At 69.2% G+C, this 18643-nt stretch carries 25 protein-coding genes; 16 read left to right on the top strand and 9 right to left on the bottom strand.

Annotation, left to right across the window (positions count from 1 at the left end):
• Window positions 1-270 precede the first annotated feature (270 nt).
• Window positions 271-1242: an LLM class flavin-dependent oxidoreductase gene (locus NLF94_RS07305; RefSeq protein ID WP_254840807.1), complete on the top strand. Its 972-nt coding sequence runs from the start codon at window positions 271-273 to the stop codon at window positions 1240-1242.
• A gap of 33 nt (window positions 1243-1275) precedes the next feature.
• Here NLF94_RS07305 and gcvPB read toward each other — a convergent pair whose 3' ends face one another.
• Both gcvPB and gcvPA read right to left on the bottom strand, forming a co-directional pair.
• Window positions 1276-2706 (bottom strand): aminomethyl-transferring glycine dehydrogenase subunit GcvPB, encoded by a 1431-nt coding sequence (gene gcvPB, locus NLF94_RS07300; protein WP_254840806.1) that lies wholly within the window; start codon window positions 2704-2706, stop codon window positions 1276-1278.
• Window positions 2703-4031 carry an aminomethyl-transferring glycine dehydrogenase subunit GcvPA gene (gcvPA, locus tag NLF94_RS07295; RefSeq protein ID WP_254840805.1) on the bottom strand — a complete coding sequence of 443 codons (1329 nt, stop codon included), beginning with the start codon at window positions 4029-4031 and terminating at the stop codon, window positions 2703-2705. The genes gcvPB and gcvPA overlap by 4 nt, the downstream gene beginning before the upstream one ends.
• Before the next feature lie 151 nt (window positions 4032-4182).
• On the opposite strand from gcvPA, the gene NLF94_RS07290 reads away from it, so the two are divergent.
• Together NLF94_RS07290 and NLF94_RS07285 are read left to right on the top strand one after the other, a co-directional pair.
• On the top strand, window positions 4183-4572 hold the full coding sequence (locus NLF94_RS07290) for a universal stress protein (RefSeq protein WP_254840804.1): 390 nt from the start codon (window positions 4183-4185) through the stop codon (window positions 4570-4572).
• The gene (locus NLF94_RS07285) at window positions 4569-4838 is read left to right on the top strand and encodes a DUF7553 family protein (RefSeq protein ID WP_254840803.1); all 270 of its coding nucleotides are present in this window, start codon (window positions 4569-4571) and stop codon (window positions 4836-4838) included. Before NLF94_RS07290 ends, NLF94_RS07285 begins: the two co-directional genes overlap by 4 nt.
• Here the strand turns inward: NLF94_RS07285 and NLF94_RS07280 are convergent.
• A complete protein-coding gene (locus NLF94_RS07280; RefSeq protein ID WP_254840802.1) occupies window positions 4835-6085 on the bottom strand; it encodes an ornithine cyclodeaminase, nickel-pincer nucleotide-dependent in 1251 nt (416 codons plus the stop codon). The two genes, NLF94_RS07285 and NLF94_RS07280, sit on opposite strands and share 4 nt — an antisense overlap.
• Before the next feature lie 108 nt (window positions 6086-6193).
• Here NLF94_RS07280 and NLF94_RS07275 point away from each other — a divergent pair, with 108 nt between their 5' ends.
• Window positions 6194-6592 (top strand): DUF4383 domain-containing protein, encoded by a 399-nt coding sequence (locus NLF94_RS07275; RefSeq protein ID WP_254840801.1) that lies wholly within the window; start codon window positions 6194-6196, stop codon window positions 6590-6592.
• Between the two features lie 69 nt (window positions 6593-6661).
• Here NLF94_RS07275 and NLF94_RS07270 read toward each other — a convergent pair whose 3' ends face one another.
• From NLF94_RS07270 to NLF94_RS07260, 3 genes are read right to left on the bottom strand one after another with little or no spacing between them, the layout of a single operon-like run.
• The gene (locus NLF94_RS07270) at window positions 6662-7048 is read right to left on the bottom strand and encodes a hypothetical protein (RefSeq protein ID WP_254840800.1); all 387 of its coding nucleotides are present in this window, start codon (window positions 7046-7048) and stop codon (window positions 6662-6664) included.
• 39 nt (window positions 7049-7087) lie between these two features.
• Window positions 7088-7687, bottom strand: coding sequence for a hypothetical protein (locus NLF94_RS07265; protein ID WP_254840799.1), 600 nt, complete (start codon window positions 7685-7687; stop codon window positions 7088-7090).
• Complete coding sequence (locus NLF94_RS07260; protein WP_254840798.1) at window positions 7684-8340, bottom strand: DsbA family protein; 657 nt, start codon at window positions 8338-8340, stop codon at window positions 7684-7686. Before NLF94_RS07260 ends, NLF94_RS07265 begins: the two co-directional genes overlap by 4 nt.
• 115 nt (window positions 8341-8455) lie before the next feature.
• On the opposite strand from NLF94_RS07260, the gene NLF94_RS07255 reads away from it, so the two are divergent.
• From NLF94_RS07255 to NLF94_RS07225, 7 genes are all read left to right on the top strand, one after another.
• Window positions 8456-8908 (top strand): RDD family protein, encoded by a 453-nt coding sequence (locus NLF94_RS07255; RefSeq protein ID WP_254840797.1) that lies wholly within the window; start codon window positions 8456-8458, stop codon window positions 8906-8908.
• Between the two features lie 168 nt (window positions 8909-9076).
• Entirely contained in the window at window positions 9077-9790 is a 714-nt protein-coding gene (locus NLF94_RS07250) for an SOS response-associated peptidase (protein ID WP_254840796.1), read from the top strand.
• A 42-nt stretch (window positions 9791-9832) separates the two neighbouring features.
• A complete protein-coding gene (locus tag NLF94_RS07245) occupies window positions 9833-11419 on the top strand; it encodes an MmgE/PrpD family protein (protein ID WP_254840795.1) in 1587 nt (528 codons plus the stop codon).
• Window positions 11416-12333, top strand: coding sequence for a diacylglycerol/lipid kinase family protein (locus NLF94_RS07240; protein ID WP_254840794.1), 918 nt, complete (start codon window positions 11416-11418; stop codon window positions 12331-12333). Before NLF94_RS07245 ends, NLF94_RS07240 begins: the two co-directional genes overlap by 4 nt.
• Window positions 12334-12445: 112 nt before the next feature.
• The gene (locus NLF94_RS07235; protein ID WP_254840793.1) at window positions 12446-13663 is read left to right on the top strand and encodes a PAS domain-containing response regulator; all 1218 of its coding nucleotides are present in this window, start codon (window positions 12446-12448) and stop codon (window positions 13661-13663) included.
• 54 nt (window positions 13664-13717) lie between these two features.
• Entirely contained in the window at window positions 13718-14950 is a 1233-nt protein-coding gene (locus NLF94_RS07230; RefSeq protein ID WP_254840792.1) for a PAS domain S-box protein, read from the top strand.
• Window positions 14951-14985: 35 nt separating this feature from the next.
• Complete coding sequence (locus NLF94_RS07225) at window positions 14986-15696, top strand: fumarylacetoacetate hydrolase family protein (RefSeq protein ID WP_254840791.1); 711 nt, start codon at window positions 14986-14988, stop codon at window positions 15694-15696.
• A 36-nt stretch (window positions 15697-15732) separates the two neighbouring features.
• Here NLF94_RS07225 and NLF94_RS07220 read toward each other — a convergent pair whose 3' ends face one another.
• Window positions 15733-16170: a universal stress protein gene (locus NLF94_RS07220; protein WP_254840790.1), complete on the bottom strand. Its 438-nt coding sequence runs from the start codon at window positions 16168-16170 to the stop codon at window positions 15733-15735.
• A gap of 113 nt (window positions 16171-16283) precedes the next feature.
• Between NLF94_RS07220 and NLF94_RS07215 the strand changes: the two genes are divergently transcribed.
• Window positions 16284-16634, top strand: a complete 351-nt coding sequence (locus NLF94_RS07215) for an ArsR/SmtB family transcription factor (protein ID WP_254840789.1) — start codon at window positions 16284-16286, stop codon at window positions 16632-16634.
• Between the two features lie 47 nt (window positions 16635-16681).
• On the top strand, window positions 16682-16972 hold the full coding sequence (locus tag NLF94_RS07210; RefSeq protein ID WP_254840788.1) for a DUF7521 family protein: 291 nt from the start codon (window positions 16682-16684) through the stop codon (window positions 16970-16972).
• Here NLF94_RS07210 and NLF94_RS07205 read toward each other — a convergent pair.
• Window positions 16969-17166, bottom strand: coding sequence for a hypothetical protein (locus NLF94_RS07205; protein WP_254840787.1), 198 nt, complete (start codon window positions 17164-17166; stop codon window positions 16969-16971). The genes NLF94_RS07210 and NLF94_RS07205 overlap by 4 nt on opposite strands.
• Before the next feature lie 142 nt (window positions 17167-17308).
• Here NLF94_RS07205 and NLF94_RS07200 point away from each other — a divergent pair, with 142 nt between their 5' ends.
• Complete coding sequence (locus tag NLF94_RS07200; protein WP_254840786.1) at window positions 17309-17455, top strand: hypothetical protein; 147 nt, start codon at window positions 17309-17311, stop codon at window positions 17453-17455.
• A 15-nt stretch (window positions 17456-17470) separates the two neighbouring features.
• The gene (locus NLF94_RS07195; protein ID WP_254840785.1) at window positions 17471-17821 is read left to right on the top strand and encodes a DUF5658 family protein; all 351 of its coding nucleotides are present in this window, start codon (window positions 17471-17473) and stop codon (window positions 17819-17821) included.
• Window positions 17822-17842: 21 nt separating this feature from the next.
• Here NLF94_RS07195 and NLF94_RS20770 read toward each other — a convergent pair whose 3' ends face one another.
• Window positions 17843-17965 carry a hypothetical protein gene (locus tag NLF94_RS20770; protein ID WP_256558719.1) on the bottom strand — a complete coding sequence of 41 codons (123 nt, stop codon included), beginning with the start codon at window positions 17963-17965 and terminating at the stop codon, window positions 17843-17845.
• 126 nt (window positions 17966-18091) lie between these two features.
• On the opposite strand from NLF94_RS20770, the gene NLF94_RS07190 reads away from it, so the two are divergent.
• Window positions 18092-18616: a P-loop nucleotide/nucleoside kinase family protein gene (locus tag NLF94_RS07190; protein ID WP_254840784.1), complete on the top strand. Its 525-nt coding sequence runs from the start codon at window positions 18092-18094 to the stop codon at window positions 18614-18616.
• The last annotated feature ends 27 nt before the right edge of the window (window positions 18617-18643 follow it).

The raw sequence follows: 18643 nt of genomic DNA, 5'->3' as shown, positions 1-18643 counted from the left end.
CTCGGTTCCCGCCCCGGCCGTTCCGCTCGGTACCGTCTCGCCATCCGGGCGGGCGGCTTCGACGCCTTCCGGGCTCGTCCACCCACCGACGGACGGGTAGAAATAGCAGATTTTTAACTATTTCCGACGGATCAGCGTGACGAGGGGCGAACCTGTAAACCGTATGTTGCAATAGCAAATCGGCGGTGGTCCCGCCGTGCGTCGGCTGTGGCTCCCGGCGTTTCCCGCGTCCCGACAACGTTTTTCAGGAACCGTCGCGTCGTCGGTCGCATGAAACCGGGATTACTCCTGCCGCCGGCGGACGTGATGGACCCGCTGGGAATCGCGACGACCGCCGAGCGCCTCGGCTACGGGTCGGTATGGCTGCCGGAACTGTGGGGCAGCGATGCGTTCGTCCAGCTCGGACTCGTCGCCCGGGAGACCGAATCGGTCACGCTGGGGACCGCCATCACGAACGTCTTCTCGCGGTCGCCGGCGAACATCGCGATGGCCGCGGCGACCGTCGACCGCTACTCGGACGGTCGGGCGTGTCTCGGCACCGGCGTCAGCACGCCGAAGGTGATTTCGGACCTCCACGGCCGGGAGTACGACCGGCCGGTTCGGCGCGCCCACGAGACCATCGAACTCGTCAAAGCCTACCTCGCCGACGACGAGGAGCCGGTCAGCTACGACGGCCAGCTGTTCGAGGTGTCGGACTTCGACGGGCTGGGTGCGGACGTGCCGGTCTACCACGCCGCGCTCGGGCCGGCGAACCGCCGGGTCGTCGGTCGCGTCGCCGACGGGTGGATACCCCACATGCTGCCCTTCTCTGAACTGGCGCCGGCCTTCGAGACGATACGGGAGACGGCGACCGAAGCCGACCGAGACCCCGGGGAGATTACCGTCGCGCCGTACGTGCCCGCCGCCGTCAGCGGGGACAGCGAGGCGGCCCGAAACGCCATCCGGGGCCACGTCGCCCACTACGTCGGCAGCGGCGAGGGCTACCGAAACGCCGTCGCCCGTCGGTTCCCGGAGGAAGCCGAGACGATTGCGAGCCTGTGGCAGTCCGGCGACCGCGACGACGCCCGGGCGGCGGTCACCGACGAGATGGTCGCCGACCTCGGGGTCGCCGGCACCCCCGACGAGGCGAGCGCGCGACTGGCGAAGCTACAGGACGGCATCGCCGAGTTGCCCATCGTCACGGTCCCGAAAACGGCGACCGACATGGCACTCGAGACCATCGACGCGCTGGCGCCGGAGTAACACGGTGGCGGACGGTCGCCCGCGACCCGGCCGTCACTCCTCGTCGAGTGCCTGCCAGGAGAGCCGCGGGTTCCGCGCGGCGGCGACCTGGTCGATGCGGCCGGCGGCGGTCCGCTCGGGAGCGGCCTCGAGCGTCGCCTCCTCGTCGGCCCGGGCGGCGTTGAACGCCGCCGCGAGCTGGTCGAGGGTGCGCTTGCTTTCGACCTCGGTGGGTTCGGTCATCAGCGCCTCGTCGACGATTTCGGGCCACTTCGTCGTCGGCGGGTGGACGCCGTAGTCAAGCATCCGCTTCGCCGCGTCGGCGGCGTCCTGCTCGCCGGCCGACGCGACGAACTCGTGGTGGAACGGGCCGAACGGCACCTCGTACTCCACCTGCTCGGCCAGGTAGTTGGCGTTCAGGACGGCCTTGGCGCTGGCGTCGGCCAGCCCCTCGTCGCCGAGGCGGGCGATGTAGGCGTAGGCCTTCACCAGCACGAGCCAGTTGCCGGCGTAGCCGTGGACCTTGCCGATGGAGTTCTCGGGCGCGTACCGCTCGTACCTCCCGTCCGACTTCCGGACGTGCGGGTCGGGGAGGAACTCGGCCAGTTCCTCGGTGACACCGACGGGGCCGGCGCCGGGGCCGCCGCCCCCGTGCGGCGTCGCGAACGTCTTGTGGACGTTGTAGTGCATGACGTCGAAGCCCATGTCGCCGGGGCGGGCCCGCCCCAGCAGGGCGTTGAGGTTCGCACCGTCGTAGTACAGCAGGCCGCCGACGTCGTGGACCATGTCGGCTATCTCCCGAATCTGCCGCTCGAACAGTCCCAGCGTGTTGGGGTTGGTGAGCATCAGCGCCGCCGTCTCCTCGGAGAGGGCCGCCTCCAGCGCCTCGAGGTCGACCCGTCCGTCCTCGCCGCTCGGGAGCGTCACGACGTCGTAGCCCGCCATCGCCGCCGACGCGAAGTTCGTCCCGTGGGCCGAATCGGGGACGATGACCTCGCTGCGCTCGTCGTCGTTGGCCCGGTGGTAGGCCCGCGCGACGAGGATGCCAGCGAACTCGCCGGCGGCGCCGGCGGGTGGCTGCAGTGTGACCGCGTCCATCCCGCCGATGCGGCCGAGGTAGTCCTGGAGTTCGTACTGGAGTTTCAGGGTCCCCTGGACGCTCTCGGCCGGCCGGTCGGGGTGGACTAGTCCCTTCGGGTGAACCGCGACGTCCTCGGTGAACTTGGGGTTGTACTTCATCGTACAGGAGCCCAGCGGGAAGGGACCGGACTCGACGCCGTAGTTCATCTCCGAGAGTCGGGTGTAGTGGCGGGCGAGTTCCGGCTCCGAGAGCGCCGGTAGTTCGAGGCTATCGCGGGTGAGGTCGTCGGGCAGCGGCGAATCGACATCGACCGATTCGGTGGACTTCTCCGAGAGCAGCGGCTCGTAGGTCCGCTCGTCGTCGGTCCACCGCGCCTGGTCGTAGCCGAGCGGTTCGTCGCTCATCGTGCGGCCTCCCGGAGCGCGGCGACGAAATCGTCGATGTCGGCGTCGTTCGTCTCGGTCACACAGACCTGTATCTCGTGTTCGCCGACGACGTGGACGGCGTACCCGTCGCCCCGGAGGTCGTCGGCGACCGCCGCCGCCGGCTGGTCGGTCCGTGCGACGAACTCCCGGAAGTGGTGGCGGTCGTGGACCGGCGCTCGAACGCCCGCGATTTCGTCGACGCGTGCGGCGAGGTCCCGGGCGCGCGTGACGCAGTCGTTCGCGAGGTCGACGAGACCGTCGGGACCGAGCCAGGCGGCGTGCATCGCCACCCGCAGAGCGACCCACGCCTGGTTCGTACAGATGTTCGAGGTCGCCCGCTCGCGTCGGATGTGCTGTTCGCGGGTCTGCAGCGTCAGCGTGTAGGCCCGGCGGCCGGTCGCGTCCTCACCGGTACCGACCAGTCGACCGGGAACCTGCCGGAGGAACTCATCGCGGCAGGCGAACAGGCCGATTCCCGTCCCGTAGGCGGCGGGAACGCCGAGCGATGCGGCGTCGCCGACGACGACGTCGGCGCCGACGCTCGCGGGTTCCTCCAGCACCGCGAGCGCGACCGGGTCCGACCCGAGGACGAACAGCGCGTCGTGTGCGTCGGCCAGGTCGCCGACCGCGCCGGCGTTCTCCTCGACGGTACCCCGAACCGTCGGGTTCTCGGCGTAGACGACGAGCGTCTCGTCGTCGACCGCCGATGCGAGCGCGTCGAGGTCGACGTTGCCGTCGTCCATCGGGTAGGATTCGACGGCGAGGTCGTGGCCGGCGACGTAGTTCTCCAGCGTCCGGCGGCGCCCCGACTGGAGCCGCTCGGGAACGAGGACCCGGCTGCCGGAGGTCTCACGGACCCGCGCCGCGAGCGTCGCCGCCTCCCCCAGCGCCGACGCGGCGTCGTACATCGAGCAGTTGGCGACGCCGAGACCGGTCAACTCGACCAGCATCGACTGGTACTCGAAGAGCGCCTGCAGAAAGCCCTGGGCGACCTCCGGCTGGTACTGGGTGTAGCTCGTCAGGAACTCCGAGCGGTCCGCGAGGTGATCGACCATCGAGGGGACGTAGTGGTCGTAGTGGCCGCGGCCGAGGAACTCCGCGAGGTCGCGGTTGGCCGAGAGCGTCCGGTCGACGAGCGTCCGGACCGCCCGCTCGCTGTGGGCGTCGATGCCGAACTCGCCGTCGAAGCGCACGCCGTCGGGGATGTCGAAGAGCGCCTCCTCGCTGTCCGCGCCGACCGCCGAGAGCATCGCCTCCCGCTCGGCGTCGGTGTGTGGCGCGTAGGGACTTCCGTGTGCTGTCATAGGAAACTGAGCGTACGCCGACTTGCGCTGCATCGGTAATGAGAGCCCCGGTTCCGGGTCGTTCGTGGGGCACCGGCGCTCGTGGGACCGGTTCGGGGCCGGAGCCGCTCGGCGCGCAGTTTTAAGTTGGTGGGTGGGCGACTCTCCGCACATGACGACGTATCTGGCAGCGACCGACAGCGAACGGACGAGCAACCGGCTCAGACGGTACCTGAGCGGGCGAGTGGAGGACGGCGACACCGTCTACGTCATCAACTCGCTGAAGGGCGGCGACGCCACGACGGAGAGGGACACCGCGGCTGGCGAGACGGCGATGGCGGAACTCACCGAGAACCTGCCGAACGCCGAGGGCCACCAGCTCGTCCGCGGGAACGATCCCGGGACCGACGTCAAGAAGTTCGCCGCCGAGCACGCCGTCGACGAGATCGTCATCGGCATCCGCCAGCGGAGCCGGACCGGGAAGATAGTGTTCGGCTCCACGGCGCAGACGGTGCTACTGTCGGCAGATATACCCGTCGTCGCCATCCCCCTAGACACATGAGCGCAGACGAACTCGAAACCGCACTGGCGGAGCTCCGTACCGCCCGCGACATGGTCGACGGGGAAGCCGAAGAACGGCTCGACACCCTCGTCGGGAAGGTCGAACGGGCCCTCGACGCCGGCCGCACCCTCGATCACGGGGCGCTGGCCCGGATCACCCGGACGCTGGAGGAGGTCGCCGAGGACGCCGACGAGGAGACGGCGAGCCAGTTACTGGACGCCAAGCAAGCCGTCTCGACGTACCGCGAGGGCGTCCCCGGCGCCTAGTCGTCGAACTCCGGGGCCCCCTCCTCGAGGAGTTCCTCGGCGAGTATCGGGACGAACGTCCCGATGTCGGTGACCATCCCGACGGCCTGTGCCGATCCGCGGTCGAGCAGTTGCGTCACGGTCGCGGGATTGATGTCGACGCAGACCACCCGCGTCGTCGACGGCAGGCAGTTGCCCACCGCCACCGAGTGCAGAAGCGTCGACAGCATCAGCACCATGTCTGCCTCGTGGGCCTGCTCGCGGATGGCGTTCTGTGCCTCGACGGCGTCCGTGATGGTTCCGGGCAGCGGGCCGTCGTCGCGGATGGAGCCGGCGATGACGTAGGGGACGTCGTTGGCGACGCACTGGTACATCACGCCGGAGTCGAGTTGCCCGGCCTCGACGGCCTCCTCGATGCCGCCGGCCCGGATTATCTCGCTGATGGCGTAGATGTGGTGTTTGTGGCCGTGGCGGGCGTGGTCCAGCGTCTCCGTGTTCACGCCCAGCGACGTGCCGTATAGGTCCCGTTCGACGTCGTGGACGGCGAAGCCGTTGCCGATGGAGAGGTAGTCGACGTAGCCGTTCTCGACGAGGCGAGCGAGGTCCTCGCGGGCGCCGGAGTGGATGAGCGCAGGCCCGGCGACGACCAGCACCTCGCCGTCCTCGCGTTTCGTCTCCTCGATGGCGCCGGCTATCTGCTCGATGGTCGACTCCGAGGGCCGCTCGGCGGAGACGCCGCCCTGCATGAACCCGAATGCGCCCTCGGTGTCGCGGGGCCGTTCCGGTGGCTGGACCCTGATGCCCGACTCGCCGGTGACGACCATGTCGCCCTCCTCGATGGCGTTGAGTACCTTCGTGTACGCACGAACGCCGTCGCCGGTTTCCTCCAGGACCACCGCACAGTCCATTTCGATGTTCTCGACGTCGACCCACTCGCCGTCGTGGCGGACCTGCGTCGGGTGGTTCGTCGTCGAGTAGAAGCCGTGCGGGACGACCCTGTCGTCGGGCGCCGGTTGCAGTTCGGCGTCGGAAGGGTCGGCGGGGTTGGCGCCCTGCTGGTGGAGGTCGTGGACGATGCGCTGGAGGTCCTCCTCGGTGTCGGCGGTGACGAGCAGGCGGGCGTACGACTCCTGGTCCTTCCGGCGGCCGATGTCGAACTCCTCGACGTCGAAGGAGCCGCCGTGGTCCATGACGGTGCCGAAGGCCGCCTGCATCATGCCCGAGTCGATGATGTGACCCTCCAGTTCGACGACGCGAGAGACTGCCATGGGGACGACCAGGGGGGCGCCGGATAAGTCGGTTGTGGGTCCCCGTTGGGCGAAGATATGTACGAAATTGGGTAAACGGCTATTATTACCTCTTCGGTAGCGGGTGACATGGCAGGTGCCACAACGACGCAGTCGGAGGTACAGACCGCAGGCGGCCAGCAGAAGACCATCGCGCTCGTGTTCGGGTCCGTCTTCGCCCTCGTCGGGATTCTCGGGCCGATACTCGGCGGTGCCAACGGCGACCTCATCGTCTTCGGCCGGAACTACCTCCACGACGCCATCCACCTGGCCAGCGGACTGGCGGGGCTGGCGGCCGGCGCCTACGCGGGCGGGAAGTTCGCCGGCGACTACCTGAAGGCGTTCGGTGCCATCTACCTCGTCGTCACCGTGGCCGGCTTCGCACTGATGGGCGTCTTCGCGGAGCTGATCGGCCTCAACATGGCGGACAACGTGCTCCACCTCGTGCTCGCCGTCGCGCTGCTCGGCGCCGGGTTCGGCCTGGAGTAGACCGGCGACTCGCTTCCTTCTTTCGACCGATTACGTCGGGAGCGGCGGCGCCCGGGAACGGCGCCGGCCTCACTCGCCGTCCCGGTACCCCACCGACCACCCGTAGTCGGTGGCGTCACACAGTCGCTCGTAGAGACGACGCAATCCCGGCGGTTCGGTCGCCGGAAGGACGTGGAACTCGATAGCGCCGTCGCGGACGGCCACGCGGAACGTGTCGCCGGTGTCGTCGTCGTGGACGACGAACAGCGGCATCGGCAAATCGAACCAGTCGCCGTAGCGGTAGACCTCCGCCGCGAGCACCGACTCCAGCAGGTCCACGAGCGCTGCCTCGTCGGGATCGGCGTCGGGGGCGAGGACGAACACCGTCTCGCCCTCGTACTCGACGCCGCCGCGGCGCGGGTACCGCCGGGTCGGCCGCTGCCGGATGGCGAACGCGGGCGTCTCCTCGTCGGCCACGGGAAGGCTACGGCGCCATATCGTTTAAACTCGTGGGCGTCAGGGGTCGACCGGACAGCCTGCCACCTGCCCGCCGCGCATCCCGTCGGCCACCCAGTGGATGGACAGCAGGAGTGCGACCAGCGCCAAGAGCGCGAACTCCAGACCGTCCAGCGGGAGGAAGAGCACCGACGTCGAGACGCCGAAGAGCGACAGAATACCGACCAGGAGTGCCGACCCGCAGGCCGCACAGCCGGCACCCAGCGCGCCCAGGACAGCCCCGACGGCGCTGCCACCCCCGCCCGACAGCGAGAGGCCGTGCTTCCGGAGGTGGTAACTCACCATCGCCACGTCGACGCCGAAGAGCGCCGCGACGGCCACGAGGAGTCCCCCCTGGACGGGACTGAAGGCGGACCCGACGAACGGGTAGAGCCGCGTCAGTATCGTCACCCGCGCGCTCGTCGGCAGGGTGCCGGTGACCGCCAACTCGACGAGCGGGAGGTTCAACGAGAAGACGAAAAGCGAGAGCCCGACCGCCGCCGCCAGCACCGCGACGACGGCGTAGGCCGGAACCGACAGCACCAGCCTGACCGTCCGGCCCATCAGCCGCCAGTCGTCGGTCGAACTCGGCAGCGTCGGGAGGTGCGACCGAACGTTCATGGCTCGAACCCCAGCGCGCTGGCGAACACCTCGAAGTCCTGCGGACCCGACACCTGCGTCCGGAACTCGTCGTCCCGGAACAGGAAAAACTGCGGCGTCGAACCGACGCCGGCGGCCTCGGCGGCATTTCGGTTGCGCTGAATGAGGGCGTCGTGTTCGCCGTCGCGGGCCGCCTCGACGACCGACGCGGCGTCGACCGACGACACCCCCTCGAGGTACGACTCCGACAGTTCGAAGACGTTGTCGGAGTCGAACTCCGGCTGTCGTTCGTAGTAGTAGTCCTTCAGCCCCCAGAAGGCGTCTGTGTCGGCGTCGTACGTCGAGGCCATGACCTGGCTGGCGGGTTCGCTCCAGGGGTACGTGATGTCCAGCGTGCGGTAGACGAAGGCCGCGTCGCCCGGCTCGACCAGTTCGGACTCGATGGAGGGGAAGGTCTCGGTTTCGAAGCGCCGACAGGAACTACAGGAAGGGTCCTCGAAGGCGACGATGGCCGCCGTCGCGTCGAGAGAACCGAGCGTCGGCTGGCTCTCGACGCCCGTCGTCGCGGGGTGGGCGTCGAACGACTGGGTGTCGTCGCCGCCGAGACAGCCGGCGACTGCGGTGGCCGCCGCCCCCGCCGTGCAGGCGAGCAACGACCGCCGGGAGTGGTCCATGTCCGTGGGTTTCGCGCCCGAGCCATATCGATTCGTCGGACGTGTGCCCCGACCGCACGAGCGTCTCACAGGAGTCTGACGCACATTTATACGACCGCCAGGCGCAGAGACCGGTATGGTAACGCTCGAACGACCCACTCCGGACCTGGGGACGGAACGGGACGTCGTCGGCAAGCGCGTTCTGGCCTTTCTCATCGACGCCATCGGGGTCGGCGTCGTCCTGAGCATCGTGACGAACTTCGCGTTTCTGGTCTCGGAATCGCTGGGGTTCCTGTTGAGCGGCCTCGGAACGGTCGCCTTCTTCGCTTACTTCATCTACCTCGAGGCCGAGTACGGACAGACCGTCGGGAAGATGCTGATGAACATCGTCGTCGTCACCGACGACGGCGAGTTCATCTCCTACCGGGAGTCGGCGATACGGACGCTCCTCCGTCTCGTCGACGCTCTTCCGTTCTTCTACATCGTCGGTCTGGCGGCCATCTACGTCACCGACCGCAAACAGCGGGTCGGCGACATCGTCGCCGACACGGTGGTCGTGAAGACGAAGGACAAACCGGACCCGCTGTAGGCAGGCCGGTCATTCAAATACCAGCACGCGACCAGACGCCCCGTGACCTGACGGGAGACCGGCGGCAGGTCCGGACCGGAGCGTGGGACGCCGCCGCCGGACGGAGACGTTCCACCTGTTCGCTCACCCTGCGTCACCTATATCGAACCCGAAGCCGTAGGGCCGTTCATGTGCGGCCGCTACACGCTCTTTGCGCCCCCGGAGGAACTCGAAGAACGCTTCGACGCGCGGTTCGACTTCGAGTTCGAACCCCGGTACAACGCCGCCCCGAGCCAGGAGTTACCCGTCGTCACCGGCGACGAGTCCGACGTCATCCAGCGCCTGGAGTGGGGACTCGTTCCCCGGTGGGCCGACGACGACACCGACCGCCACATCAACGCCCGCGCGGAGACGGTTGAGGACAAGCCGGCGTTCCGGCAGGCCTACCGGGGCGCCGACGGGGACGGCGAGACGGCCGGGGGACGGTGTCTCGTGATCGCCGACGGCTTCTACGATTGGGCCGACACCGGCGACGGCAAGCGACCGTACCGCGTCGCCCTCGAGGACGACCGCCCCTTCGCCATGGCCGGTCTCTGGGAGCGGTGGACGCCGGACACCGTCCAGACCGGACTCGGGACCTTCGGCGGGGATGGTCCCGACGAGGAACCGAACCCCGTCGAGACGTTCACCGTCCTGACGACGGAGCCGAACGCGGTCGTCGAGCCGCTGCACCACCGGATGGCGGTGGTGCTGGACCCCGGCGAGGAGGCGGCCTGGCTCGACGGCGGGGAGGTCCCGCTGGACCCGGCGCCCGCCGATGAGTTCCGGGCCTATCCGGTCTCGACGGCCGTCAACGACCCGTCGAACGACCGATCGGAACTCGTCCGAGAAGTCGGCGGCTGACGAGCCGAACGCATAAACCGACGGGCGACGACGGTACGCTCGATGAGTCTCACCGACCGCCTGCCGCTCGTCGGCGGCGACGGAGAACCCGAGGTCGGGCCGTTCCTGGACCGGGCCGCCGCGTGGGCGACGGACCTGACCTACGACGACATCCCGCCATCGGTCCGACGGGCGGCGAAGGCCCAGCTGACCAGCACCGTCGGCGCGGCCGTCTGGACCCTCGACCATCCGCTCGGTGGCAGCATCCTCGAAGCCGCCACGGCGCGCGACGACGGCGACGGTGCGACCCTCGTCGACGGCGAGACGCTGTCACCGACGGGTGCAGCCAGGGGGAACGCCGCCCTCTCGATGGCGCTGGACTTCGACGACACGGTGCTGGGCGGTCACACGGGCCACAGTAGCGTCTTCGTTCCGCTGGCGTACGCCGAAGCGACGGACGCAAGCGGTCGGCGCGTCCTCGTCGCCCACGTCGCCGCGAACGAGGTGGCGGCGAGGCTCGCATCGGCGGCCGCCATCGGCCCGTTCCGCGGCCAGCAGACGGCCTACGTCCACGCCGTCGCGGCCGCCGTCGGGCGCGCGGTCGTCGAGGACGACGAAGCCGGAACGCTGGCTCACGCGCTGGGGACAGCACTGCTGCAACCGCCGTGGCCGCTGGAGCCGCCGTTCCTGGGTGCCGACGCGAAGGTCTGGAGCGCGAGCGAACCGATCGGCACCGGTCTCGCAGCGGTCGACAGCGCCCGAGCGGGTCTCACGGGGGCGCCGAACCTCACCGAAGCGGAGGGCGGCTTCCTCGAGGCGTTCTCCGAGTACCCCCTCGGGGAGTTCCTGGGCGGGTTCGGCGAGCGCTGGCACACCCGCACCCTGACGGTCAAGTCGGTCCCGGGCTGTGCCTACGTGACGGCGCCGATAGAGGCCGCCCTCGAGGCCAGGGGTCGGTTGGACCGCGGCCGGACGACCGTCGGTCGCGTCGACGTCTACGGCTCGCTGTTCACGACCGAGGTCGACGAGCGCGCGGCGCCGTACGTCGACGGCCCGGACAGCCCCGTCGCCGCCCTCTCGTTTACCGTCCCGTTCAACGTCGCGGTCGCGCTGATAGACGGCGAGCACACCCCTCGACAGGTCGGCGAACGGAGGACCGACGAGGACGTCTGGCGACTGGCCGACCGGGTGTTCCTCCACCACGACGCCGACTTCACGGCTTCGGCGCTGGACTCGGAGGTGCCGGTCGGGGCAATGCTCCGTCGCGTCGGCGTGCCGGTCGTCGGCTACGCCGCAAAGACGGTCGGTCCGCTGGCTGCACTGCAGCACCTCCCGACGCTGGCCGGGTTCGTCCGCAAGCGACCGTTGCTGACGGACCTCTCGGATGCGGACAAGCGGATGGGTGCCCGCGTCGAGGTGACCACGACCGGGGGGCGGACCGTCGAAGCGACGGTCGAACACCCCTCGGGATTCGCCGGCAAGCCCCTCTCGGAGGTCCGTGCCGTCGCGCGCAAAAAGTACTGGAGTGGGCTCGTGGCGGCGGGGCTGCGCGAGTCGACTGCCCGCCATCGCGCCGGCGAACTGCTGGCGCTCGACGACGCCGAACGCGTCTCGCTCGCGGCCCTGACCGGGCTTGGAGAGGCGAGATGAAGCCGGACCGCGTCGGCGCGGTCGTCAACCCCCACGCCGGCAGCGGCGACGCCGCCTCCCTGTTCGTGACCCTGGCGGAGTGTTTCCCCGACGCCGAGGTCGACGCCGAGATCACGACGGGGCCGGACCACGTCCCGGTCGCAGCAGTCGAGCAGGCCGCCCGGTCCGACCTGATCGTCGCCGTCGGCGGGGACGGGACGCTTCGGGAGGTCGCCGCGGCGCTCGTCGAGGCGGAATCCGAGACGCCGCTGTTCGTGGTTCCCGCCGGTCGCGGTAACTCCACGTACCGTCACCTCTACGGTGACGACGACTGGCGCGAACTGGCCCGGGGGCTGTCGACCGGTATCGACGCCCGACCGCTGGAGGTCGGGCGGATAGAGAGCACGCCACCCGTCTCACAGACTCACTTCGTCCTGGGGTTCACGGCGGGGCTCTTCCGCAGCGCGCTCGATACGGCCGAGCGGTTGCGGGGACTGCCGGGACCGGTCGCCTACCTGCTGGCGACTGCAGGTGCTGCCGTGGCCGACGACCCGGTCGACGTCTCGGTCGCCGTCGACGACGAGCCACTCTTCGAGGGTCCGGCCAGGCTCGTGGCCGTCGGCGGCGGACGCTATCGAGGCAGCGACTTCGAGTTGCTCCCGGAGTCCCGGCCCGGAGACGGGACGCTGCACGCGCTGGCCGTCGAACCGACCGACCTCCGGGACTCGCTTGCGCTCCTCCGGTCGGCCCGGGCCGGACGGCTCCTCGAGCATCCCGCCGTCAGCTACCGAACCGGGACGACGGTTACCGTCGAGTCCGAGGCCGCCGTCCCGGTCGAGGTCGACGGGACGCCAGTCGACACCCCGCTGGAATCGGCCCGTCTCTCGGTCGTCCCCGCGGCCGTGTCTGTCGCCTACCCGACGGACGGCGGGTGAGTGCCGCGTGTTCGGCGGCGTCCGAAGCACCCGGCGGACGCCCCGGCAGGGATTTCTCGGCCACGGAACGACGGAAAGAGATTTATGTTTCAGGCGTGTCTAATGTTCACAAATGTCGTCGGAGTCGGGCCTGCCGGAAAAGGAACAGCGTCGAGAGGAGATTTCGGTCGTGTACGTCGACGACTACGAGGAGCTGTGTGAGCTGACCGCCGAGGGTCTCGAGGAGGCCAGCGACCGACTGGCCGTCGAGACGACGACGGACCCGTCGGCGGTCACCGACCGCATCGAGGCGGTCGACTGCGTCGTCGCCGACTACGCCATGCCCGAGATGGACGGCCTGGAACTGCTCCGCCGCGTCAGGGTCCGCAGCGAAGACCTGCCGTTCATCCTCTACACGGGGAAGGGCGACGAGGCCGTCGCCAGCGAGGCCATCTCGCTGGGCGTCACCGACTACCTCACCAAACGCGGCGGTCCCGAACGCTTCGTCCGACTCGCACACCGCATCGAGAACGTCGTCGACGCACGCCGCGCCGCCGACGAGGCCGAGAAGACCCGGTCGATAGCCCGGACGGCAATCGAGCGCGAGCGGACGCGGCTCCGGGCTCTCCTCGAGTACTCCCCCACCGTGACGGGCGTTCTCGACGGGACCGGTCGCTTCGAGTTCCTCAGCCCCTCCATCGAGGAAATTACGGGCTACACACCCCGCGAGCTGCGCGGCGAAGTGGCCTTCGAGTACGTCAACGACGACGACCGGGAGCGCGCCGAGCGGGCGTTCGCCCGGGTACTCGAGTCGCCCCGGACCACCCTCTCGGTAGAGGTCCGCTTTCGGGAGCAGAGCGGCGGGTGGCGCCACGTCGAGGTCCGGGGGACGAACCACCTCGAGAATCCGGCCGTCGAGGGAGTCATCATCAACGCCCGCGACCTCACCGAGCGAAAGCGGACGGACGAACGGCTCCGCCGCGAGCGGGACCTGACTGAGCGGGTGTTCGAGGTCACGCCGAGTCCGCTCTTGCTCATGGACGAGGACGGCCACATCCGCCGGATGAACGACCGCGCTGCGGAGGTGTTCGGAATGGAGCGGTCGGCGCTGCAGGGACACGCGCCGTCGGAGTCGTCCGTCTCCTTCCGGAACGCGAGCGGGGAGGAGATCGTCGACGCGGAGAACCTCTGGGAGGTCGTCTCCCACGCCAACCGGACGGTCCACGACGCCGAATGTGAGGTGTCGCTCCCGAGCGGCGACTACGAACTGGAGGTCAGCGCCGCCCCGCTGCCGGAAGTCGACGAGGGGTTCGTCGTCGTCGCGGTCGAAACCGCCGAACGGCTGTCGTAATCACCGGGACGACGGCCACAGGATTTAATACAAACTTGCCGCATCTTTCGGCGAATGGTAACGCCGGGTGAGAGGGGCGAAACGAGGAGACGGCGCGCCGAGCGTGCCGAGTCGATCTCCGTAATCTACGTCGACGACTACGAGGAGCTGTGTGAGCTGACCGCCGAGGGTCTCGAGGAGGCCAGCGACCGACTGGCCGTCGAGACGACGACGGAGCCGTCGGTGGTCACCGACCGCATCGAGGCGGTCGACTGCGTCGTCGCCGACTACGCCATGCCCGACGTGGACGGCCTGGAACTGCTCCGCCGGGTGCGGGAAATCGACGAAGACCTGCCGTTCGTCCTCTATACGGGGAAGGGCGACGAGGCCGTCGCCAGCGAGGCCATCTCATTGGGCGTCACCGACTACCTCGCCAAACGCGGCGGACCCGAACGTTTCGTCCGCCTCGCACACCGCATCGAAAGCGTCGTCGACGCACGGCGGGACACCGAGGCTGTCGAGCGGACCCGCCAGCGAGCACGGGCCACCGTCCGGCGGGAGCGGGCGCGGTTCCGCGCACTCGTCGAACGCTCGCCGGCGGCCACGGTCGTGCTCGACGAGACCGGTCGCTTCGAGTTCCTCAGTTCCTCCATCGAGAACCTGACGGGCCGCAAGCCGGAGGAACTGCAGGGGGAGTCCGCGTTCGCGTACGTCCACGAGGCCGATCGGGAGGGGGTCGTCGAGGAGTTCAGACGGAGCCTCGCCGATCCCGCCTACCGGCCGACCGTCGAGTACCGGTTCCGCCACGCCGACGGCGAGTGGCGCCACCTCGAATCGAGTGGCGTCAACCGACTCGACGACCCTGCCGTCGAGGGGTTCGTCGTGAACACCGAGGACGTCACCGAGCGCAAGCGAACCGAACGGCGGTTCCACCGCGAACGTGGCCTCGCCGACCGCTTGCTCGGAATCGCGCCGTCGCCGGTCCTGGTCGTCGACGGCGAGGGGGAAATCGTGCGGGCAAGCGACCGGGCGGCCGACCTGCTGGAGACGACCGCGGACCGACTGCTGGGACTGTCGGGATCGACGTTCGACGTCGCGGTCCGGGACGCGGGCGACGGCGACCCGCCGGCAGACGAGCGCCTCGGTGCGGTCGCCGACGCGACCGGGCGGGCGGTTCGCGGCGTCGAGTACGAGGTCGGCGTTCCGAGCGGGTGGTTCCGGCTCCGGGGCGACGCCGCGCCGCTGACGGAGGGCGACGGTGCGGTCGTTGCCGTCGAGGCCGTCGAGTCGCTCGGACGACGCCGATAACAACACGTAAGGGGGCGGCGGCCGGCGGCCCCGACATGAAACTGGCGCGCATCGAGACCGCCGATGGCCTCCTCGAAGGCGAATACGAGGACGACGGTACCGTTCGCACCGACGAGGGCGTCTACACGCCGGAGGAGTACGACCTGCGCCCGCCCTGTGAGCCCTCCGTGTTCTACTGTGTCGGCCGCAACTTCGGCGAGAAGGTCGACCAGATGGACTACGAAGTGCCCGACGAGCCGGACTTCTTCATCAAGCCGCCGGTGTCGCTGCACCCGCCGGAGACGCCGATCCCGTACCCGACGTTCTCCTCGGAGCTGACCTACGCCGGCGAACTCGCGGCTGTCATCGACACCCACTGCAAGGCCGTCACCGAAGAGGAGGTCGACGACGTGGTGCGCGGCTACACCATCCTCAACGACCTCGACTGTCTGGACCAGGAGCGACGTACCGCGCGGAAGGCCTTCGACGCCTCGGGTCCGCTCGGCCCGGTCGTGGCGACCGACGTCGACCCGGTCGGACTGGAGATGGAGACTCACATCAACGGCGAACGGCGCCAGCACGACAACACAGAGAACATGTTCATCAAGCCGCGGGAGGTCATCTCGTTCCTTTCGGAACGGTTCACGTTCACGCCCGGCGACGTCATCTCGTTCGGTAGCCCCGCGAATCCCGGCCTGCTCGAACCCGGCGACGAAATCGAGATTCGCTACGAGGGGATCGGCACGCTTCGGAACACCGTCGAGTGAGGTCGCCGGTCGCGGGACGCGCCCCGCCAGTGGCCGCTACTCGGTGCCGATGTCGACGACGAGCAGCGGCCGGTCTGCGGCCTTCACGACGCGTTCGGTCGTGCTCCCGAGGTTGAGTCGTTTCTCGCGTCCGGTCCGACCGTGGGTCCCGAGCACGAGCAACTCGACGCCGGCCCGCTCGGCGTAGGCGAGTATCTCGCGGTGGGGGACGCCCTCGGGGGTGGCCGTCGTCGTCTCGACGCCGGCCGAACGCGCCCGCTCGGCCAGTTCCTCGACCGCCTCGGTCGCCTCGTCGGTGAGTTCGGTGCGGACGGACTCCTTCTCGTCGGCATCGGCCGCGAGGACGACCCTGTGGTCGACGACGGAGACGACGTGCAGTGCGGCGCCGTAGGCGTCGGCGGCGCCGATAGCGTGTTCGAGGGCCTCCGCGGCGCCGTCGCTGCCGTCGGTCGGCAGGAGAACGGTGTCGTACATGTCCACGGCTCGCACCCCCACCCACTTGAATCGCGCCATCGCCGGCCATGGGGGAATGACGGCGGCCGCCGACGGCCGGAAACCCTTTTGTACCGCGGTGCACCATTCAACCCGTGGACGAAGACCGGAGCATCGAGGACATCCTCGACACCATCGGCGACCGACACGCCCGGACGGTGCTGGCCGCGATCAGCCGAGAGCCCCGCTCGGCGAAGGAGCTCAGCGAGGAGTGTGACCTCTCGTTGCCGACCATCTACCGCCGGCTCGAACTCCTCGAGGAGCACGACCTGGTGACCGAACGGACGACCGTCGCCGAGGACGGTAACCACTACAGCATCTACGAGTGCAAGTTCGACAGCACGGTCATCCGGCTGGAGGACGACGAGTACAACGTCCGTATCTACCGCAAGGAGAACCTCCCGGACCGGTTCACCCAGCTGTGGGACGACCTCAGCGCCGAGTGACGGTCGCCGCCACGTACTTTTAATACGTCCCCAGGGGTTCCCGGCACATGGTCAACGTCCTGCAGGGGGTCCTCATCCTGATGCGGCTCATCCTCTTCGGACTCTCGCTCGGGCTGACGCTCATCAGCTTCCAGGCGTACTCGAAACGGGAAAGCGAGCGCCTGCAGTACGCCTTCATCGGCTTCGCCTTCGTCAGTATGGGCATCGCGGTGACCAACCTCACCACCCAGGTCGCCGTCGGCGGGAACCTCGGCCAGCAGCTGTACTACCTCCAGATAGCCGAGACGGTGCCGTTCATCGTCGGCTTCGTGATGATCTACCTCTCGCTGTACCGCTAGGGCCACGTCTCGATTGCCACGGCGCCGGACCCACAGAAGAGACAGGAGTCGTCGTGCCGCAGCGCGGCCAGCTGGCGGCCGCAGTCCAGACAGTGCAGCAGTTCCCGGCGCCCCGAGCGGAGTTCGGCGCGGATGGCGTCGGTCTGCGGCGGGATGGCGTGGTCGGGCCGGCGCAGGTCTCGGTCCTCGGACACGGGGCTCCTACGGACCCCCGAGGTAAGTAGCTCACCCCACCGGCGGTCACCGGATCGGCCAGTCACGACCCGCGGCGGGACGGCCCGACTCACCGCTCGATACGCCCCGGACTTACAGGTGAGGACGCGGACAACCGTCTGTATGGCCACCGACCACGCCACGCCGGTCGACAGCGAGACGGCCGACGCCGAGACGACGGCCTACGTCTCTCCGGCAGTCGATTTCGTCCTGTTGTTCGCGTCGGCCCTGGCGGTTCTCCTCTCGACCGCCGTCGTTATTGTACCCTGAGACGTTGGCGGGTGTGTGGCCGAAGACGACGCAGTGGGAACGAACGGAGGGGTCGAGACGGTCGTCGAACGCCAGCACCTGCTGTGGATTTTCGCCGTCCTGCTGTACGGCGTCGGGGACACGGTCACGACGCTGTGGGGGCTGTCGACCGGCGGCATCGCCGAAACCGGCCCCGTCGTGGCACCCTTCCTCGAGACGTACGGTCGCTACGCCCTGGTCGCGGTCAAGCTGGTCGTCTTCGTCGGCTTCTATCTCGTCTGGCGGCTGCTCCGGAGTCCGGGGCGGGCCGCAGTGCCGGCCGCGCTGGCCGTCGTCGGCGCCGCCGTCTCGACGTGGAACCTCCTCGTAATCGCCGGACAGGTGTGACTGCTGGAGGTCACGCGACGGCTACAGAACGAGACCGACGGCCGTGTAGGCGACGCCGGCCGCGAATGCGGCGAGGAGGACGAGCGTCATGAGGACGACCACGGGCGACAGCTGTTTTTCGTCTTCGACGATGAGCCGGTCCATGGGGGCAGCGAGGAGGCCGGGTGGAAAAAGGGTTGCGTCCTCGCGCGGACGGAAACGTTCATCCGTCCGACCGCGCTGTACCCTCGTAGATGTCCCCGAACGGCCGTCGACCGGGTGGTGACGCGGATGGGTGATCGAGCGGAGACGACCGCGACCCTCGTCGTGGTCTGTGGGCTGCCCGGAGCCGGCAAGTCGACCGTCTCGAGGACCATCGCGGAGCGGGTGGACGGCACCGTCCTGCGGACCGACGTCGTCCGCAAGGAGATGGTCGACGACCCCGACTACACCGACGAGGAGACGGCGGCCGTCTACGACGAACTCCTCGCCCGGGCGGGAGAGCGACTCGCGGACGGCGAGGCGGTCGTCCTCGACGGGACGTTCAAGCGCCGAAACAGGCGTATCGAGGCGCGCGAGGTCGCCGAGGCCGTCGGCGCGGGGTTCCGGCTGGTCCGCGTCGAGTGTGAAGAGCAGGTCGTCGAGCGCCGTATCGCCGAGCGCGACGGCGTCAGCGACGCCGACCTCGAGGTCCACAGGCAGTTCCGCGAGCGGTTCGAACCCGTCGAGATGGACCACCTCGCGGTGGACAACTCGGGGACCGAGGCGGCGACGCGGGAGCGAATCACGGAGGCCTTCGGTTCGGGCGAGCGGTGAACCGGTCGGAACGACCGGCAGGAAACG

This window comes from Natronomonas marina (genome assembly GCF_024298905.1).
GTDB classification, from domain to species: Archaea; Halobacteriota; Halobacteria; order Halobacteriales; family Haloarculaceae; genus Natronomonas; species Natronomonas marina.
This window is presented reverse-complemented; position numbering and strand designations above follow the sequence as displayed.

Excerpts from the sequence above, each read along its gene's own strand:
- NLF94_RS07305 (WP_254840807.1), top strand. The coding sequence starts at position 271 with ATGAAACCGGGATTACTCCTGCCGCCGGCGGACGTGATGGACCCGCTG.
- gcvPB (WP_254840806.1), bottom strand. The coding sequence starts at position 2,706 with ATGAGCGACGAACCGCTCGGCTACGACCAGGCGCGGTGGACCGACGAC.
- gcvPA (WP_254840805.1), bottom strand. The coding sequence starts at position 4,031 with ATGACAGCACACGGAAGTCCCTACGCGCCACACACCGACGCCGAGCGG.
- NLF94_RS07290 (WP_254840804.1), top strand. The coding sequence starts at position 4,183 with ATGACGACGTATCTGGCAGCGACCGACAGCGAACGGACGAGCAACCGG.
- NLF94_RS07285 (WP_254840803.1), top strand. The coding sequence starts at position 4,569 with ATGAGCGCAGACGAACTCGAAACCGCACTGGCGGAGCTCCGTACCGCC.
- NLF94_RS07280 (WP_254840802.1), bottom strand. The coding sequence starts at position 6,085 with ATGGCAGTCTCTCGCGTCGTCGAACTGGAGGGTCACATCATCGACTCG.
- NLF94_RS07275 (WP_254840801.1), top strand. The coding sequence starts at position 6,194 with ATGGCAGGTGCCACAACGACGCAGTCGGAGGTACAGACCGCAGGCGGC.
- NLF94_RS07265 (WP_254840799.1), bottom strand. The coding sequence starts at position 7,687 with ATGAACGTTCGGTCGCACCTCCCGACGCTGCCGAGTTCGACCGACGAC.
- NLF94_RS07260 (WP_254840798.1), bottom strand. The coding sequence starts at position 8,340 with ATGGACCACTCCCGGCGGTCGTTGCTCGCCTGCACGGCGGGGGCGGCG.
- NLF94_RS07255 (WP_254840797.1), top strand. The coding sequence starts at position 8,456 with ATGGTAACGCTCGAACGACCCACTCCGGACCTGGGGACGGAACGGGAC.
- NLF94_RS07250 (WP_254840796.1), top strand. The coding sequence starts at position 9,077 with ATGTGCGGCCGCTACACGCTCTTTGCGCCCCCGGAGGAACTCGAAGAA.
- NLF94_RS07245 (WP_254840795.1), top strand. The coding sequence starts at position 9,833 with ATGAGTCTCACCGACCGCCTGCCGCTCGTCGGCGGCGACGGAGAACCC.
- NLF94_RS07240 (WP_254840794.1), top strand. The coding sequence starts at position 11,416 with ATGAAGCCGGACCGCGTCGGCGCGGTCGTCAACCCCCACGCCGGCAGC.
- NLF94_RS07235 (WP_254840793.1), top strand. The coding sequence starts at position 12,446 with ATGTCGTCGGAGTCGGGCCTGCCGGAAAAGGAACAGCGTCGAGAGGAG.
- NLF94_RS07230 (WP_254840792.1), top strand. The coding sequence starts at position 13,718 with ATGGTAACGCCGGGTGAGAGGGGCGAAACGAGGAGACGGCGCGCCGAG.
- NLF94_RS07225 (WP_254840791.1), top strand. The coding sequence starts at position 14,986 with ATGAAACTGGCGCGCATCGAGACCGCCGATGGCCTCCTCGAAGGCGAA.
- NLF94_RS07220 (WP_254840790.1), bottom strand. The coding sequence starts at position 16,170 with ATGTACGACACCGTTCTCCTGCCGACCGACGGCAGCGACGGCGCCGCG.
- NLF94_RS07210 (WP_254840788.1), top strand. The coding sequence starts at position 16,682 with ATGGTCAACGTCCTGCAGGGGGTCCTCATCCTGATGCGGCTCATCCTC.
- NLF94_RS07200 (WP_254840786.1), top strand. The coding sequence starts at position 17,309 with ATGGCCACCGACCACGCCACGCCGGTCGACAGCGAGACGGCCGACGCC.
- NLF94_RS20770 (WP_256558719.1), bottom strand. The coding sequence starts at position 17,965 with ATGGACCGGCTCATCGTCGAAGACGAAAAACAGCTGTCGCCCGTGGTC.
- NLF94_RS07190 (WP_254840784.1), top strand. The coding sequence starts at position 18,092 with ATGGGTGATCGAGCGGAGACGACCGCGACCCTCGTCGTGGTCTGTGGG.